A 16,680-nucleotide genomic window follows, 5' to 3' on the forward strand; every position below is an offset into this window, starting at 1 on the left:
CCTAATCCTCCGTGTCCAGGGATATGGGGGCGCCACCCCGCGCCCGCAAAGCTTCGCCGACATGATCGGCGTCGTCCAGTGCCTGCAAGGTCAGGGGCAGGACCAGCTGCCAGCCGGGGCGGCGGCGCGAGCGCGCGCGCCAGGCTTCGGCCAGGGTCTCGGCCCGGGCGACCAGCACCGGGGTGAAGCGGATGACCAGCGGGATCGCCAGCTCCAGCGCGGCGGTGCGCAGGCCCAGCCGGCGCAGCGGCGCGGTCAGGCGGTGGATCAGCGCCACCATGTCCTCGAGCGGCGTGGTCATGGTCACCAGGTTCGCCAGCGCCACCAGCGCCACCATGCGCAGCGTGATCGCGACGCCCTGGGGCAGGTCGCCGGTCAGCGCGTGCCAGGCCAGCAGGATGGCGACGAAGGGCAGCACCACCCGCAGGCTGGCCAGTCCCGCGCGCAGGAAGACCGGCCCCGGCAGAGCATAGAGCCCCAGCACCAGCGCCAGCGCGGCGGCGTTCCAGCCGATGCCGGGCAGCCCGAACAGCCCGGTCGAGCACAGGCACAGCGCCCCCAGCTTCAGCCCGGCGGGCCAGCGATGGGCGCGCGTCTCAACCGGCGAGGTCAGCGAGATCATCGAGATCCCCCAGCCGGATCATCTCGGCGGTAAAAGTGTCCAGCAGCTCGGGCCCGCCCTGGGCGACGATGCCGCCGCGGTCGAGCCAGAACAGCGCCTCGCAGGCTTCCAGATCGGCGGGCTCGTGCGAGATATGCAGCAGCCGGGTGTCGGCGCGGTGCAGGTGGCGGGCAAGCTGGCGCCGCGTCGGGATGTCGAGCCCGGCATAGGGCTCGTCCAGGATCAGCAGTTTCGGCCGCATCGCCAGCACCGCCATCATGCAGACCAGGTGCTTCTGGCCCTGCGACAGGGCCGAGATCGGCGCGTCGTGCCAATGCGGCTTGTCGAAGGCCGCCAGCACCGCCCGCACACGCTGGGCCGCGGCCGATTTGTCCAGGCCCTGCTGGCGCAGGCCGAAGGCGATTTCCTCGGCGACGCGGGGAAAGATGATCTGGTGTTCCGGGTTCTGGAACAGGATGCCCACGGTCTGCAGCGCCGCGCGGCGGTCGCGGTAAAGATCGTGGCCGCCGATGCGGACCTGGCCGCTGGTCGGCGCCAGCAACCCGGCCAGCAGCCGCGCCAGCGTGCTTTTGCCCGAGCCGTTGCGCCCGACCACGCCGATGCGCCGGGCCGAGGAATGCAGCGTCACGTCCGAGAGCACCGGCCGGCCGCCGGCCTCATAGCCCAGGCCGTCCAGCCGGATGGCGAAATCGGCCGGGGCGGCCTGCGGCGCGGGCGAAATCATCGGCAATCCCATCCTGCTTTCGCCGCGGCGCGGCGCGAGTCGCGCCTGTGTAACCGCAGATCGGCGCCGCGAGAACCCCGCGCCATTGCGCCGCGCCCGGCTTGCTGCCAGATTTCCCGCATGGAGATGCCGCTTTCCCATTCCCGGCGCGCCGGCTGGCGCGCGGCGCCGCTTTGGGCGCTGGCGCTGCTGGCGCTGGCGGCGACCGTCTGGCTGGGCGCCCGGCTGGCCGAGCGGCAGGCCATGGCGCGCGGCTATGCCCGGGCCGAGACCACGCTGCGGCTGACCGTCAACGCGCTGGAGGCCGACCTCGCCCGCTACGAGATGGTGCCGCAGCTTCTGGGCGACCTGGACCTGATCCGGCAGCTGGTCGCCGATCCGACCGACTCGGACCTGCTCGCCGCCACGAACCGCTGGCTGGAGCGGCAGAACGCGGCGCTGCAGGCCTCGGACATCTACCTGATGCTGCCGGACGGGCTGACCATCGCCGCCTCGAACCACGGCCAGCGGCTCAGCTTCGTGGGGCAGAACTTCAGCTATCGGCCCTATTTCATCGACGCGATGCGCGGGAAGCCGGCGCGGTTTTACGGCGTCGGCACCACCTCGGGGGTGCGGGGCTATTTCTTCTCGGCCCCGGTCAGGGACGCGGGCGGGCGCATCGTCGCGGTGACGGCGGTCAAGATCGGCGTCGACCGGATCGAGGCCGGCTGGCAGGGCGGCGCCAGCCGCGTGCTGGTGACCGACCCCGAGGGCACGGTGTTCCTGTCCTCGCAGCCGGCCTGGCTTTATCACGCCTTGCAGCCGCTGACGCCGGACCGGCTGGCGCGCACCGCCGCCTCGCGCCGCTATGCCGAGACGCCGCTGGCCGATCTGCCGCTGGAACGCATCGCGCGCGGCGGCACCGAGCTTCTGCGCCTGCCCGACCGGCCCGGCGACCCCGCCTCGCCCCGGCGCGACTATATCGCCGCGGCCGAGCCCATGCCCGAGGCGGGCTGGACCGTGCATGTGCTGCTGGACAGCGCCGAGTTGCAGGCCGAGGCGCGGCTGACGGTGGCAAGCCTGGTGCTGCTCTTGTCGGCCGCGGTCTTCGGCGCGCTGATGCTGCGCCAGCGCCGCGCCCGCCTGCGCGAGCGCCTGGCCGCGACCGCAGAGCTGGAGCGGCGGGTGATCGCCCGCACCGCCGACCTGGCGCGGGTGAACGAGCAGCTGGGCCAGGAGATCGCCGAGCGCCGCGCCACCGAGGCCGAGCTGCGCGCCGCCCAGGTGAGCCTGGTGCAGGTCGGCAAGCTGGCGGCCTTGGGGCAGATGTCGGCCTCGCTGTCGCATGAGATCAACCAGCCCCTGGCGGCGGCGCGCAACTACGCCGACAGCGCCGGCATCCTGATCGAGCGCGGCGACTATGCCCGTGCGCGCGAGAACATCGCCGAGATCCTGGCGCTGGTCGATCGCATGGCCGCCATCGGCAAGCACCTGCGCCAGGCCGCGCGCCAGCCCGACGCCAACCCCGGCGCGGTGACGCTGGCCGCGCTGCTGCCCGAGACGCAGACCATCGTCGCCGGCCGCCTGGCCGGCAGCGGCGCCACGCTGGAGCTGGACCTGCCCCCCGACCTGCCGCCCCTGCGCGCAGGGGCGACGCGGCTGCAGCAGGTGCTGGTCAACCTGATCTCGAACGCCGCCGACGCCGCGCTGGAGGCCGCGGACCGCCGCATCACGCTTTCGGCCCGGGCCGAGGGCGGTCGCGTCCGGATCAGCATCCGCGACCGCGGCCCGGGCGTGTCTGATGCCATCGCGCCGCGCATCTTCGACCCGTTCTTCACCACCAAGGGCATCGGCGCGGGCCTGGGCCTGGGCCTGTCGATCACCGCCAATATCCTGCGCGACCTCGGCGGTGAGATCAGCGTCCACGACGCGAACCCCGGGGCCGAGTTCCGCGTCGCCCTGCCCGCCGCCACGCAGGAGGCCGCCGCATGAGCGCGCGCGTCCTGCTGATCGACGACGATGCGCAGATGCGCGGCTCGACCGCGCAGGCGCTGGAGCTGGCGGGCTTCGCGGTCGAAGCGCTGGCCTCGGGCGAGGAGGCACTGGCGTTGGCGGGTCCCGGCTTTGCCGGCGCCGTGGTCAGCGACATCCGCATGCCCGGCATGGACGGCATGACCCTGCTGGGCCGGCTGCACGCGATCGACGCCGAGATCCCGGTGATCCTGGTCACCGGCCATGCCGAGGTGCCGCTGGCGGTCGAGGCCATCCGCGGCGGCGCCTATGACTTCATCGAAAAGCCCTTCGTGGTGCAGGAACTGGCGACGGTGATCCGCCGCGCCGCCGAGCATCGCGCGCTGGTGCTGGAAAACCGCCGGCTGCGCGCCGTGGCCGGCAAGCGAGACGATATCGAGGCCCGCCTGCCCGGCCGCAGCCAAGCCATGGTCGACCTGCGCTATCGCCTGCGCGCCATCGGCGCCTCGGACGCGGATGCGCTTATCATCGGCCCGACCGGCAGCGGCAAGGAGGTCGTGGCCCATGCGCTGCACGACATCTCGCCCCGCGCCGGCCGGCCCTTCATCGCCATCATGTGCGCCGCCCTGCCCGAGGCGCTGATCGAATCCGAGCTGTTCGGCCATGAGGCCGGCGCCTTTCCCGGCGCGCTGCGGCCGCGCTATGGCAAGTTCGAGCACGCGCGCGGCGGCACGGTGCTGCTGGACGAGATCGGCTCGATGCCGCTGGAATTGCAGGCGAAACTGCTGCGCGTCCTGCAGGAACGGGTCATCACCCGGCTGGGCTCGAACGACGCGGTGCCCTTGGACGTGCGCTTCATCGCCACCTCCAAGACCGACTTGGCCGAACTGGTGGCGCGCGGCGCCTTCCGCGAGGACCTGTATTGGCGGCTGAACGTCGCGGTGCTGCATGTGCCGCCGCTTGCCGCCCGGCGCGAGGACGTGGCGCTGCTGTTCCTGCAACTGGTCCGCGAATCCGCCGCCCGCCACAACCTGCCCGAGCGCGCGCTGTCGCCGGCCTTGCTGTCCGACCTCGCCGCCCGCGACTGGCCGGGCAATGTCCGCGAATTGCGCAACCTGGCCGAGCGCTTCGTCCTGGGGCTGGAACCGGGCCGGCCCGAGCCGGCCCCGGGCGCGACCCGGCTGGCCGAGCGCGTCGCCGAATACGAGCGCAGCTTGATCGCCAGCGCCATCGCCGCCCATGGCGGCCGCCTGCGCGCGGTCTATGAGGGCCTGGGGATTTCCCGCAAGACGCTTTACGAGAAGATGCAGAAATACGGGCTGGACCGCCGACTGATCCTCGACGCCGCCGAGGATGACGGCTGAGGGGTGGATTTCCACCCATGCGATGGCGGCAATGTCCCCTTTCCCACCCATTTTCTGGCCCGGCGGCGGCGATTTCCGCCCGGGGCACGGATTAGCGTTTGGCGCATCGCCCGGGCCGCGCGCAACCTGACCGCATCGGCCGCAGGGAGGCGCGGCCCAACAGGGGAGGAATCACGGATGGCATATCCGAAACTGGCCGCCGCGCTGGCGGCCGTGATGGCGTTCGGCTCGGGCGCCTGGGCGCAGGATTATCCGACGCGGCAGATCACCATGGTCGTGCCCTTCTCGGCCGGCGGACCGACCGATACCGTGGCGCGGCTGGTGGCGGAAAAGATGTCCTCGGACCTGGGCCAGCAGATCGTGGTGGAAAACGTCGGCGGCGCCGGCGGCACCCTGGGCGCGGGCAATGTCGCCAAGGCCGATCCGGACGGCTATACCGTGCTTCTGCACCATATCGGCATGGCGACCTCGGCCACGCTCTATCGCAAGCTGGCCTATGACCCGCTGAACGCCTTCGACTATGTCGGCCTGGTGACCGAGGTGCCGATGGTCGTCGTCGCCCGCAAGGATTTCGAGCCGGCGGATTTCGCGGGCTTCACCGAATACGTCAAGGCCAATGCCGACAAGCTGACCCTGGCCAATGCCGGCATCGGCTCGGCCAGCCACCTGTGCGGCATGCTGCTGATGCAGGCGCTGGAGGCGCCGCTGGTGACCGTTCCCTACAAGGGCACCGGCCCGGCGATGACCGACCTGCTGGGCGGGCAGACCGACATCATGTGCGACCAGACCACCAACACCACCCAGCAGATCAAGGGCGGCACGATCAAGGCCTATGCCACCACCACAGCCGAGCGCCTTCCACTGTTCCCCGACCTGCCGACCGCGACCGAGGCCGGGCTGCCGGCGCTGCAGGTCGGCATCTGGCACGGCATCTATACCCCCAAGGGCACCGCGCCCGAGATCAACGAGCGCCTGTCGCAATCGCTGCAAAAGGCGCTGGCCGACGAGGGCGTCGTCAAGGCCATGGCGGATCTCGGCACCGCGCCCGAGCCGGCCGAGAACGCCACCCCCGCCGCGCTGAAGGCCAAGCTGGAATCCGAGATCGCGCGCTGGAAGCCGGTCATCGAATCCGCCGGCGTCTATGCCGACTGATCCCATCCGGCCCCGCCTGTCCGCGGGCGGGGCCCCTGAAAGGGCGAACGCATGACGACGAAACCCAAGGACAAGACCGACCTCGCCGCCGGCCTGCTGCTGATGGCAGCAGCCGCCTTCTTCGGCTGGCAGACGCTGGAGCTGGAAATCGGCACCTCGCTGCGCATGGGGCCGGGCTATTTCCCCATGGTGCTGTCGGGGCTGTTGTTCCTGCTCGGCGCGCTGGTGGCGCTGAAATCGCTCGGCCGCGAGGGCGAGCCCTTCGGCCCGATCGCCTGGCGCGGGCTGATCTTCATCCTGCCGGCGCCGGTGTTCTTCGGCCTGACGGTGCGCGGCCTCGGCTTCGTGCCGGCGCTGTTCGTGACCACGCTGATCGCGGCCCAGGCCTCGCGCCGGATGCGGCCGCTGCCGGCGCTGGCCCTGGCGGTCGCGGTCACCATCCTGTCGACGCTGATCTTCAGCTATGGCCTCGGGCTGCCGTTCCGGCGCTTCGGCCCCTGGCTGCCGCTGTAGGGGGCGCGCATGGACCTGCTTTCCAACCTTGCCATGGGTTTTTCGGTCGCCTCGTCGCTGGCGAACCTGGCCTTCTGCCTGATCGGCGTCATCCTCGGCACGCTGATCGGCGTGCTGCCCGGCATCGGCGCCACCGCAACCATCGCCATGCTGCTGCCGATCACCTTCCAGCTGGAGCCGGTCAGCGCGCTGATCATGCTGGCCGGCATCTATTACGGCGCGCAATATGGCGGCTCGACCACGGCGATCCTGATCAACATGCCGGGCGAAAGCTCCTCGGCCGTGACCGCCATCGACGGCTACCAGATGGCGCGCAAGGGCCGGGCGGGCACGGCGCTGTCGGTGGCGGCGCTGGGGTCGTTCTTCGCCGGCACGGTCTCGACCTTCCTGGTGGCGATCTTCGCCCCGCCGCTGACCGAGATCGCGCTGAAATTCGGCGCGGCCGAGTATTTCAGCCTGATGGTGCTGGGTCTGGTGATGTCGGTGGCGCTGGCGCATGGCTCGGTCTTGAAGGCGCTGGCCATGGTGGTGCTGGGCCTGCTTCTGGGCATGGTCGGCACCGACATCTATACCGGCACGCCGCGGTTCACCCTGGGCATCACGCAATATGCCGACGGGCTGAACTTCGTCGCGCTCGCCGTGGGCGTCTTCGGCATCGCCGAGATCCTGCGCAACCTCGAGGACGAGCACGACCGCGAGGTGATGACCAAGAACATCAACCGCCTGTTCCCGACCGGCGCGGAGCTGAAGCAGATGATCGGCCCGGTGCTGCGCGGCACCGGCGTCGGCTCGGTGCTGGGCATCCTGCCCGGCGGCGGCGCCATCCTCGCCAGCTTCGCCAGCTACACGGTCGAGAAGAAGCTGTCGAAAAACCCCGAGGAATTCGGCAAGGGCGCGCTGGCCGGCGTCGCCGGGCCGGAAAGCGCCAACAACGCGGGCGCGCAGACCTCGTTCATTCCGCTGCTGACCCTGGGCATCCCGGCGAACCCGGTGATGGCGCTGATGATCGGCGCGATGATCATCCAGGGCATCGTGCCGGGGCCGAACGTGGTCAGCGAACAGCCGCAGCTTTTCTGGGGCATCATCGCGTCGATGTGGATCGGCAACCTGATGCTGGTGGTGCTGAACCTGCCCCTGATCGGGCTGTGGGTAAAGCTGCTGACCGTGCCCTATTACGTGCTGTTCCCGATCATCATGGCGATGTGCTCGATCGGCGTCTATTCGGTGGCGACGAACACCTATGACCTGTTCGCGGTCGCCTTCTTCGGGCTTCTGGGCTATGTCATGACCAAGCTGCGCTGCGAGCCGGCGCCCCTGCTGCTGGGCTTCGTGCTGGGTCCGCTGCTGGAGGAAAACCTGCGCCGCGCCATGATCCTGTCGCGCGGCGATCCCTCGACCTTCGTGACCCGTCCGATCAGCCTGGTGCTGCTCTTGATGGCGGCGGCCGTGCTGGTGCTGGTCTTCACGCCGCAGATCCGCAAGCGGCGGGACGAGGTCTTTACCGAAAGCGATGCATAGGAGGAAACGCATGACCGCATCCATCACCCGCCGCCTGCTGTTGGGCGCCGCCATGGCGCTGGGGCTGGCCGGCGCCGCCCGCGCCGAATTCCCCGACCGCCAGATCACCCTGGTCATCCCCTTTGCCGCCGGCGGCTCGACCGACGTGGTCGGGCGCATCGTCGCCGACAAGATGGGCGCCGCCCTGGGCCAGCAGGTGATCGTGCAGAACGTCGGCGGTGCCGGCGGGTCCCTGGGCGCGGCCCAGGTCGCCAAGGCCGATCCCGACGGCTATACGATCCTGATGGCCACCGTCGCCACCCATGCGCTGAACCCGCTGATCCTGAAGCAGAAACCCTATGACCCGGTGGCGGATTTCGCCCCGATCTCGCTGCTGGTGCTGGTGCCGAACGTGCTGGCGGTGAATCCCGAACTGCCGGTCAACAGCGTGCAGGAGCTGATCGACCTGGCCAAGAAAGAGCCCGGCACGCTGGCCTATGCCTCGTCCGGGAACGGCACGCCGCTGCACCTGTCGGGCGAGCTCTTCAAGTCCATGGCAGGCGTCGACATCACCCATATCCCCTACAAGGGCTCGGGCCCGGCACTGACCGACGTGCTGGGCAACCAGGTGCCGATCATCTTCGACAACCTGCCCTCGGCCTCGGGGCACATCGCCTCGGGCAAGCTGCGGGCACTGGGGGTGACGACGGCGGAGCGCGCGCCCAGCTTCCCCGACGTGCCGGCCATCGCCGAGACCCTGCCGGGATACGAGACCTATACTTGGAACGCGCTTTTCGCCCCGGCCGGCACTCCGCCCGAGGTGGTCGCGGCGCTGAACAAGGCGGCGCTCACGGCCATGGCCGACCCGGCCGTGGCCGAGCGGATGAAGGAATTCTCGGCCAGCATCGTCGCCTCGACTCCCGAGGCGCTGGCCGAACACGTCAAGGCCGAGATGGCGAAATGGGAACCCGTGGTCCGCGACGCGAACGTCAGCCTGGACTGACGCGGCGGCAAGCGTTCCAAGGGGGCCGGGTCCGCGCGACCCGGCCCCTTTCATTCCCGCATGGTTTCATGGCAGGAAAGGCCGCAGAACCAATGCGGTGGGGGGAAGGGCATGACGGCGACGACGGCGGTGCGGTTGACCCGTGCGGGGCTGGTCGGGACCGCCCGCGCCCTGCTCAGCCTGCGGGCGATCGACCTGCCGCCGCCCTCGGGCGCGCCGCGCATCCTGGTGGCGAACCACGTCAGCCATGCCGATTTCGTGGCGCTGTGGTCGGTGCTGCCGCCCGCGGCTCGCGCCCGCACCCGGCCCGTCGCCGGCGCCGATTACTGGGAACGCTCGGACCTGCGGGCCTGGATCGCGAACGAGGTGTTCCGCGCCGTGCTGATCGACCGCGACCCGGCCAGCCGCCGCGGCGACCCGGTCGGCACCGTGGCGGCGGTGTTGCAGGGCGGCGAGGACGTGATCTTCTTCCCCGAGGGCACCCGCAACCTGACCGATGCCCGGCTCTTGCCGCTGAAATCCGGCATCTTCCACCTGGCCCGCGCCGTGCCGCAGGCCGAGATCGTGCCGGCCTGGATCCTGAACCTGGACCGCATCCTGCCGAAAGGCGCCTTCCTGCCCGTGCCGCTGAACTGCGCCGTGCGCTTCGGCCAGCCCATGCGCCCCGAGACCGGCGAAAGCCGCGACGATTTCCTGTCCCGCCTCGGCGCCGCCATGCTGGCGCTGAGCCAGGCGAAAGGCTGAGCCATGGACCGTTTCCATTCCCCCTCGGCCTTTTTCTTCTACGGGCTCTTCGTCTTCCTGCTGCTCGCCTCGCTCGTCGCGCGGCTGCTGATCCGCTCGGGCCGCGTCCGGGGCGAGATGGCCGGCAACCTCGCCGACCGCATCCGGGCCTGGTGGGTGATGATCGGCGTGCTGGCGCTGATCTTTACCCTGGGCGCCGGGGCGATCACGCTGTTCTTCGCGCTCTGTTCCATGGCGGCGCTGCGCGAATTCGCCACCATCACCCATACCCGGCGCGACGACCACGACGGGCTCGCCATCGCCTTCTATGTCGTCTTGCCGCTGCAATACCTGCTGGTCTATTTCGAGGTCCCGGTCTTTGCCGCGCTGCTGATCCCGGTCTATTGCTTCCTGCTGCTGCCGGTCGTCACCGTCCTGAAGGGCGAGGTGCAGGGCTTCCTGACCCGGGTGTCGGAAACGCAATGGGCGCTGATGGTCTGCGTCTATTGCGTCTCGCATATCCCGGCGATCCTGACGCTGGACATTCCCGGGTATCGCTACAGCGCCTTCACGCTGGTCGCCTGGCTGATCCTGGTCGTGCAGGCCTCGGACGTGCTGCAATATGTCTGGGGCAAGGCACTGGGGCGGCACCTGCTGGCGCCGCGCGTCTCGCCCTCGAAGACGGTCGAGGGGCTGGTCGGCGGCGTGCTCAGCGCCAGCGCGCTGGGGGTGGCGCTGGCGCCCTTCACGCCCTTCGGCTGGTGGCGGGCCGGGCTGGTCGCGCTGACCGTGACCATGTTCGGCTTCCTGGGCGGGCTCATCATGTCCGCCATCAAGCGCGACCGCGGCGTCAAGGACTGGGGCACGCTGGTGCAGGGCCATGGCGGCATCCTGGACCGGCTGGACAGCCTGGTGTTCTCGGCCCCGGTCTTCCTGCATATTCTCGCATGGGGGTGGTTATGACCGAGGATTTCAGCCGGCGGCCGATCGCCAGCCGCAACACGAAATGGGCCGCGCATGTGACGCGGCGGCTGGTCGCCCGGGGCGTGGCGCCGAACCGCATCTCGGCCGGCTCGGTCGTGGCGGCGGCACTGGCGGGTGGCGCCTTCGCCACGGCGGGCGCGGTCGGGCCGCTGTGGGGGATCGGGCTGCTCTTGGTCCTGGGTGCGGCGTTCACCCAGCTGCGGCTGCTCTGCAACCTCTTCGACGGGCTGGTCGCGGTCGAGGGCGGCATGGCCAGCCCCGACGGCGCCTTCTGGAACGAGGTGCCGGACCGGCTGTCCGACCTGCTGATCCTGGCGGGCTTCGGCATGGCCTCGGGGCAGCTCGATCTGGGCCTCTTGGCCGGGGCGCTGGCGATCCTGACCGCCTATCTGCGCGAATTCGGCCGCGCGGCGGGCCTCGGCTCGGATTTCCGCGGGCCGGGGGCCAAGTCGCATCGCATGGCGGTGGTCACGCTGGGCGCGCTGGCGCAGGTCGCGGCCCTGATCGCCGGCTGGGGCTGGCCGATCCTGGCCTGGGCGCTGTGGCTGGTTCTGGCGCTGACGGCGGCGACCGTGATCCGCCGCAGCCTGCGCATCCTGCGCCGGATGCGGGGCTAGGCCCTTGCCCCGCGGGCGGGCCGGCACCAGATTTGTCAAAGAATCGCGTCAGGGGGGCTGAACTCGGCCGGCCTGCCGTGCTAACAGGCGCCCCAGCCCGGACAACAGACCAGAGAACCGAAGCCATGCCCGCATATCGTTCCCGCACCACCACCCATGGCCGCAATATGGCAGGGGCCCGCGGCCTCTGGCGCGCCACCGGGGTCAAGAACAGCGATTTCGGCAAGCCCATCATCGCCATCGTCAACAGCTTCACCCAATTCGTGCCCGGCCACGTCCACCTGAAGGATCTGGGCCAGATGGTGGCGCGCGAGGTCGAGGCGGCCGGCGGCATCGCCAAGGAATTCAACACCATCGCCGTGGACGACGGCATCGCCATGGGCCATGACGGGATGCTGTATTCCCTGCCCTCGCGCGAGCTGATCGCCGACTCGGTGGAATATATGGTCAACGCGCATTGCGCCGACGCCATGGTCTGCATCTCGAACTGCGACAAGATCACCCCCGGCATGCTGCTGGCGGCGATGCGGCTGAACATCCCGGCGATCTTCGTCTCGGGCGGGCCGATGGAGGCGGGCAAGGTCACGCTGGGCGACGGGCGCACCGTGGCGCTGGACCTGGTGGACGCCATGGTCGCGGCGGCCGACGACACCGTTTCGGACGCCGACCTGGCCGCCATCGAGGAAGCCGCCTGCCCGACCTGCGGCTCCTGTTCGGGCATGTTCACCGCGAACTCGATGAACTGCCTGACCGAGGCGCTGGGTCTGTCGCTGCCCGGCAACGGCTCGACGCTCGCCACCCACGCCTTGCGCAAGGGGCTGTTCCTGGAGGCCGGGCGCCGCGCGGTCGAGATCGCGAAGCGCTATTACGAACAGGACGACGATTCGGTGCTGCCGCGCAATATCGCCCGGAAATCGGCCTATGAGAACGCCATGGCGCTGGACATCGCCATGGGCGGCTCGACCAATACCGTGCTGCACCTGTTGGCGGTGGCGCAGGAAGGCGGCGTCGATTTCACCATGGACGACATCGACCGGCTGTCGCGCAAGGTGCCGTGCCTCTGCAAGGTCGCGCCGAACAAGGCCGACGTGCATATGGAGGACGTCCACCGCGCCGGCGGCATCATGGCCATCCTGGGCGAACTGGACCGCGCCGGGCTGATCGACCGCGACTGCACCACGGTCCACGCCCCCACCATCGGCGCCGCCATCGACCAATGGGACATCGCGAAATCGAACGACCCGGCGGCGCGCGAACTGTTCCTGGCCGCCCCGGGCGGCGTGCCGACGCAGACCGCCTTCAGCCAGGCGACGCTGTGGCCGGACCTGGACACCGACCGGGAAAAGGGCGTGATCCGCTCGGCCAGGACGCCGTTCTCTAAGGACGGCGGGCTAGCGGTGCTGCGCGGCAATATCGCGGTGGACGGCTGCATCGTGAAGACGGCGGGCGTGGACGAATCGATCCTGGTCTTCACCGGCACGGCCAAGGTCTATGAAAGCCAGGACGCGGCCGTCTCGGGCATCCTGACCGGCAAGGTCGAGGCCGGCGACGTGGTCGTCATCCGCTACGAAGGCCCGAAAGGCGGGCCAGGCATGCAAGAGATGCTGTATCCGACCAGCTATCTGAAGTCGAAGGGCCTGGGCAAGGCCTGCGCGCTGATCACCGACGGCCGCTTCTCGGGCGGCACCTCGGGCCTGTCGATCGGCCATGCCTCGCCCGAGGCGGCGGCAGGCGGCACCATCGGCCTGGCCCGCGACGGCGACCGGATTGAGATCGACATCCCGAACCGCACCATCCACCTGGCCGTCCCGGACGAGGAACTGGCCGCCCGCCGGGCCGAGCAGGACGCCAAGGGCTGGAAACCGGCGCAGAAACGCCAGCGCCAGGTTTCGGACGCGCTGCGGGTCTATGCGCAATTCGCCAGCTCCGCCGACAAGGGCGCGGTGCGGGTGCTGCCGGAATAAGGCCCGGCGGCAGGACATGAAAAAGGGGCGCCGCGCGGGCGCCCCTTTTGCGTCTCGGGCCGGGATCAGTCCAGCTTGGACAGGTCCACGCGCAGCACCGAATCCACCGCGTCCTTGCGGAAATCCGGGTGCTCGTCGCCATGCGGCACCTTGACGGTCACGAACAGCAGCTTGCCGTCCTGGCTGACCTCCAGGCTGTTCGGATGCGTCGGCAGCGACAGTTCATGCTTGACCGCCAAGGCCTTGGCGTCGATCACCACCAGCTTGCCGGTGCCCTTGGGCTCCTCCTTGCTGACGCCGCGGGTGGTGGCATAGACCTCGTCGCGATCCGCGTTATAGACCACGTCCAGCGTGCCCGTGCCGGCCGGGACCGTGCCGATCAGCTTGCCGTCCTCGGTGCCGAAGACATAGATCTGGCCGGAGTTGGCATCGGCCGCGAAGAGCCGCCCGCCCTGCGCGTCCAGCGCCAGGTTGACGAAGAAATGCTTGGAATCGTCCTTGGCCGTGCCTTTGGTGTCGCCGGTCGAGAAGCCGCCGACCCGCTCGCCCGAGGCAGCGTCATAGACTGCGACCTCGTCGATGCCGCCGCCGCCGACATAGACCCGGCCCTTGTCGCTGTCGACGGCGAGCCCCGCCGACCACAGGCCCGAACCGTCGACGCGCTTGACCAGCTCGGCCTTTTCGCCGTCCACGATCCACAGCGCGCCCTTTTCGGTCGGGCTGGTGACATAGACGCGGTGGGTCTTTTCATCGACCGCGACCATGCGGGTATGCTCATAGCCCTCGCCGTCCTTCTGGCCCAGTTGCACCGTGCCGGTCACCACGCCGCTTTGCGCATCGAGGATGCTCAGCTTGCCGCTCATGGTATTGCCGACGTAAAGCCGGCCCAGGTCGCGGTCCATCGCCAGGGCGAAGGCGCCGTCGGGCAGCTGGATGCGGCGCTTGACGGAAAGGTCGTCGCGGTCGAGCAGCCAGACATAACCGGCGCTCGGCCCCTCGAAGCTGGGGTTCGAGGCGACGAAAAGCACGCCCTGGTCGGCATCGTCCAGCAGCTCATAGGCGCCGGGGATGATGTCCTGGCGCATCACCGCATCGGCATAGCCCGCGGGCTGAACCAAGGCGGCCGAGTCCTGCGCCAAGGCCGGGGCGGCCAGCGTCATCGCCAGCAGCAGGGGCAGGATCGCGCGTTTGGCAAATGTTTTCCTCATTCCGTGTCCTTCTTCTGTCCTTGCGTCGAAAACCTCGGAAGCGCGAGACCCGCGTTTCGCGGCGCGCCAGCTTGCGCCCCCTGCGCCGGACAGGCGCCGCCCGGCGCGGGAGAGCCGAAAAGGGTCGAATGCGTGTCACCGGGGGGCCGCCTGCCAGCTTTGTCCGCCTGTCTAGGCAGATTTCCGCGATCGCGCAATGTCCGATGCAAACAGTCGGAAATCATCCGCTCCTTCACGCGGAACCCATCCGGTGCCGGCGTCGTTCGTCGCAGGCACCAGAAAGGCACCGGCGCAATGCAGCATCTGACATGCCCGCACTGCGGGCAGAAGGTCTATTTCCAGAACACGATCTGCGCCTGCGGCGCGGCCCTGACCTTCGACCCCGAAGCCGGCGGCTTCGTCCCGAACGGCATCCCCTGCGCGCAGGCGCAGGACATCGGCTGCAACTGGATGGCCGAGGCGGAAACCGGGCTCTGCCGCTCCTGCCGGGCGGTCGTGACGATCCCGGACCTCTCGGTCGCGGAGAACCGCGCGCTCTGGGCGAAAAGCGCGGCGGCGCTGCGCTGGGTGCTGGCGAATCTTGCCCGCTGGGAGTGGTTCACCGATGCCGACCCCGGCCCGCGCCCGGTCTTCGAGATGCTCTCGGAGCGCATCGGCGAGGCCTCGGTGCCGGTCAGCATGGGCCATGCCGACGGCGTCATCACCATCAACGTGGTCGAGGCCGACCCGGCGCTGCGCCTGGCGCGCCAGCAGCAGCTGGGCGAGCTCTACCGCTCGATGATCGGCCACATGCGCCACGAGATCGCGCATTTCCTGTTCCAGCGGCTCTCGGCGTTGCCCGGTTTCCTGGTGGCCTTCCGCGCCATGTTCGGCGACGAGCGCGCCGATTACGCCGTCGCGCGCGCGCGGCATTACGCCCATCCCCAACCCCCGGGCGAGCGCTACGTCACCGCCTATGCCACCATGCACCCGCATGAGGACTGGGCCGAGACCGCGGCGCATGTGCTGCATCTGGTCGACATGACCGACAGCCTGGTGGCGGCCGGGCTGACCGGGCCGGCGATCCCGCCGCCCGGCTATGACGCCTATGCCGATGCCGACGGCGACCACCTGCTGCAGGTCGCGGGTGCCGTGGCGCTGGCGGTAAACGAGATCAACCGGGCGCTGGACAATCCTGACGTCTATCCCTTCGTGCTGACCGACACCACGCGCGAAAAGCTGAAATTCGCGCTGCACTGGCTGTCCTTCGGCGCGACCGTGGCGCCGGAAGACGCGCGCTAACTGAGCTACTCGCCGAGCTTTGGACAGGATCTGGCGGAATTTTCAGGGTCCGCCGCAGTCTCTCGATAAAATGTTGTCGGGCTTCCGCTATCTTTCCAAAAAAGAGTTGGCCGCCGCCAGCTTCCCGATCTGGACGTCGAGTTCCTTCACCTGCGCCTCGTCAATCTCGGACTTCTTGCGGCCCTCGCGTTCGAACACGCCCGACGCACCGTCGAGCAGCACGCCGAACCGGCTCGCCAGTTCGGCCGCTGTTTCCTCTCCAGAAAATCATCCGACTGCAAACCATAGCTTATGTCAGCCGATGGCCGCCCGTCTTCCAGACCTCAACTCGCCTGCTTCAGCCCCAGCATCCGGGAATCGAAAGCGCAACTGTAGATGTGATGCATTGCGTCAACGCGACCGGGAACAAGAGCGATATCCTCCCTGATCCAGCTCCAAGGATATCTCGACAATGTTCCTTCGAACCTGCTGGAAGCGGTCGCCGACCAGAATGCGGCCACCCCGCCCGGGGTCAGCGCCTCGGCCACATCGGCAATGCCACGGTCTTGGTACAGGCTTTCGTTTTCGGGCCTGACCACGAAATCCGGCCCGTTGTCCGTATCAAGCAGGATAAGATCATAACGTCCTTTCGACGAAGCCAGATGATCGCGCACGTCGCCGACCACCAGCCTGCTGCGCGGATCGTGCAGCGGGCTTCCCGCCAGATGGGCAAGCTGCCCGCGGTTCCAGGCGACCACCTCGGGAATGATCTCGCAGACCGTGACCTCGGCATCCGAGGCGGCAAGATCCAGCAGCGCGCGCAGGCTGTAGCCAAGGCCAAGACCGCCGATCAGCACCCGGTTCGCCTGGAAATTCAGGCGCCACATCGACCGCATGGCCAGCTGCATTTCCGATTGGTGGTTCAGGTTGGACATCAGCTCGATGCCGTTATAGCGGATTTCATAGATTTCCCCGCGCTGCCGAAGCACGATTTCGTCACCCGACGCGGTGCGCGCGCGGGCCAAGGTTTCCCACAATGACATGACATTTCCCATGGATTTCAGGCCGCAGCCAGAGGCACGGCAAAGAACTGGATCAG

16 protein-coding genes are annotated in these 16,680 nt (G+C 69.2%); 11 read left to right on the top strand and 5 right to left on the bottom strand.

Features of this window, described 5'->3' with window-relative positions; genetic code table 11:
• Nucleotide 1: 1 nt before the first annotated feature.
• Nucleotides 2-622, bottom strand: coding sequence for an energy-coupling factor transporter transmembrane component T family protein (locus ASV56_RS13760; protein WP_062562627.1), 621 nt, complete (start codon nucleotides 620-622; stop codon nucleotides 2-4).
• Nucleotides 597-1,346 (bottom strand): energy-coupling factor ABC transporter ATP-binding protein, encoded by a 750-nt coding sequence (locus ASV56_RS13765; protein WP_062562628.1) that lies wholly within the window; start codon nucleotides 1,344-1,346, stop codon nucleotides 597-599. The genes ASV56_RS13760 and ASV56_RS13765 overlap by 26 nt, the downstream gene beginning before the upstream one ends.
• A 120-nt stretch (nucleotides 1,347-1,466) precedes the next feature.
• Between ASV56_RS13765 and ASV56_RS13770 the strand changes: the two genes are divergently transcribed.
• The 10 genes from ASV56_RS13770 to ilvD all read left to right on the top strand — a co-directional run bounded on the left by ASV56_RS13770 (nucleotide 1,467) and on the right by ilvD (nucleotide 13,113).
• A complete protein-coding gene (locus ASV56_RS13770) occupies nucleotides 1,467-3,317 on the top strand; it encodes a sensor histidine kinase (RefSeq protein WP_253880037.1) in 1,851 nt (616 codons plus the stop codon).
• Nucleotides 3,314-4,660 carry a sigma-54-dependent transcriptional regulator gene (locus ASV56_RS13775; protein WP_062562629.1) on the top strand — a complete coding sequence of 449 codons (1,347 nt, stop codon included), beginning with the start codon at nucleotides 3,314-3,316 and terminating at the stop codon, nucleotides 4,658-4,660. Before ASV56_RS13770 ends, ASV56_RS13775 begins: the two co-directional genes overlap by 4 nt.
• A gap of 177 nt (nucleotides 4,661-4,837) precedes the next feature.
• Entirely contained in the window at nucleotides 4,838-5,812 is a 975-nt protein-coding gene (locus ASV56_RS13780; protein WP_062562630.1) for a tripartite tricarboxylate transporter substrate-binding protein, read from the top strand.
• 51 nt (nucleotides 5,813-5,863) lie between these two features.
• Nucleotides 5,864-6,325, top strand: a complete 462-nt coding sequence (locus ASV56_RS13785; protein WP_062562631.1) for a tripartite tricarboxylate transporter TctB family protein — start codon at nucleotides 5,864-5,866, stop codon at nucleotides 6,323-6,325.
• A gap of 9 nt (nucleotides 6,326-6,334) precedes the next feature.
• Nucleotides 6,335-7,843, top strand: a complete 1,509-nt coding sequence (locus ASV56_RS13790) for a tripartite tricarboxylate transporter permease (RefSeq protein ID WP_062562632.1) — start codon at nucleotides 6,335-6,337, stop codon at nucleotides 7,841-7,843.
• Between the two features lie 10 nt (nucleotides 7,844-7,853).
• Nucleotides 7,854-8,825, top strand: coding sequence for a Bug family tripartite tricarboxylate transporter substrate binding protein (locus ASV56_RS13795; protein ID WP_062562633.1), 972 nt, complete (start codon nucleotides 7,854-7,856; stop codon nucleotides 8,823-8,825).
• A 111-nt stretch (nucleotides 8,826-8,936) separates the two neighbouring features.
• On the top strand, nucleotides 8,937-9,569 hold the full coding sequence (locus ASV56_RS13800) for a lysophospholipid acyltransferase family protein (RefSeq protein WP_062562634.1): 633 nt from the start codon (nucleotides 8,937-8,939) through the stop codon (nucleotides 9,567-9,569).
• Nucleotides 9,570-9,572: 3 nt separating this feature from the next.
• On the top strand, nucleotides 9,573-10,511 hold the full coding sequence (locus ASV56_RS13805; RefSeq protein WP_062562635.1) for a phosphatidate cytidylyltransferase: 939 nt from the start codon (nucleotides 9,573-9,575) through the stop codon (nucleotides 10,509-10,511).
• Complete coding sequence (locus ASV56_RS13810; RefSeq protein ID WP_062562636.1) at nucleotides 10,508-11,149, top strand: CDP-alcohol phosphatidyltransferase family protein; 642 nt, start codon at nucleotides 10,508-10,510, stop codon at nucleotides 11,147-11,149. Before ASV56_RS13805 ends, ASV56_RS13810 begins: the two co-directional genes overlap by 4 nt.
• A gap of 125 nt (nucleotides 11,150-11,274) precedes the next feature.
• Nucleotides 11,275-13,113, top strand: coding sequence for a dihydroxy-acid dehydratase (gene ilvD / locus ASV56_RS13815; protein WP_062562637.1), 1,839 nt, complete (start codon nucleotides 11,275-11,277; stop codon nucleotides 13,111-13,113).
• A gap of 65 nt (nucleotides 13,114-13,178) precedes the next feature.
• Here the strand turns inward: ilvD and ASV56_RS13820 are convergent, their stop codons facing one another.
• Nucleotides 13,179-14,321, bottom strand: coding sequence for a YncE family protein (locus ASV56_RS13820; protein ID WP_062562638.1), 1,143 nt, complete (start codon nucleotides 14,319-14,321; stop codon nucleotides 13,179-13,181).
• Nucleotides 14,322-14,615: 294 nt separating this feature from the next.
• Between ASV56_RS13820 and ASV56_RS13825 the strand changes: the two genes are divergently transcribed.
• Nucleotides 14,616-15,602, top strand: coding sequence for a zinc-binding metallopeptidase family protein (locus ASV56_RS13825; protein WP_062562639.1), 987 nt, complete (start codon nucleotides 14,616-14,618; stop codon nucleotides 15,600-15,602).
• Between the two features lie 87 nt (nucleotides 15,603-15,689).
• Here ASV56_RS13825 and ASV56_RS24805 read toward each other — a convergent pair whose 3' ends face one another.
• Both ASV56_RS24805 and ASV56_RS13830 read right to left on the bottom strand, forming a co-directional pair.
• Nucleotides 15,690-15,824: a hypothetical protein gene (locus tag ASV56_RS24805; RefSeq protein ID WP_301336096.1), complete on the bottom strand. Its 135-nt coding sequence runs from the start codon at nucleotides 15,822-15,824 to the stop codon at nucleotides 15,690-15,692.
• A 101-nt stretch (nucleotides 15,825-15,925) separates the two neighbouring features.
• Complete coding sequence (locus tag ASV56_RS13830) at nucleotides 15,926-16,624, bottom strand: spermidine synthase (protein ID WP_062562640.1); 699 nt, start codon at nucleotides 16,622-16,624, stop codon at nucleotides 15,926-15,928.
• Between the last annotated feature and the right edge of the window lie 56 nt (nucleotides 16,625-16,680).

Source organism: Paracoccus aminovorans (assembly GCF_001546115.1).
Classification (GTDB): Bacteria; Pseudomonadota; Alphaproteobacteria; order Rhodobacterales; family Rhodobacteraceae; genus Paracoccus; species Paracoccus aminovorans_B.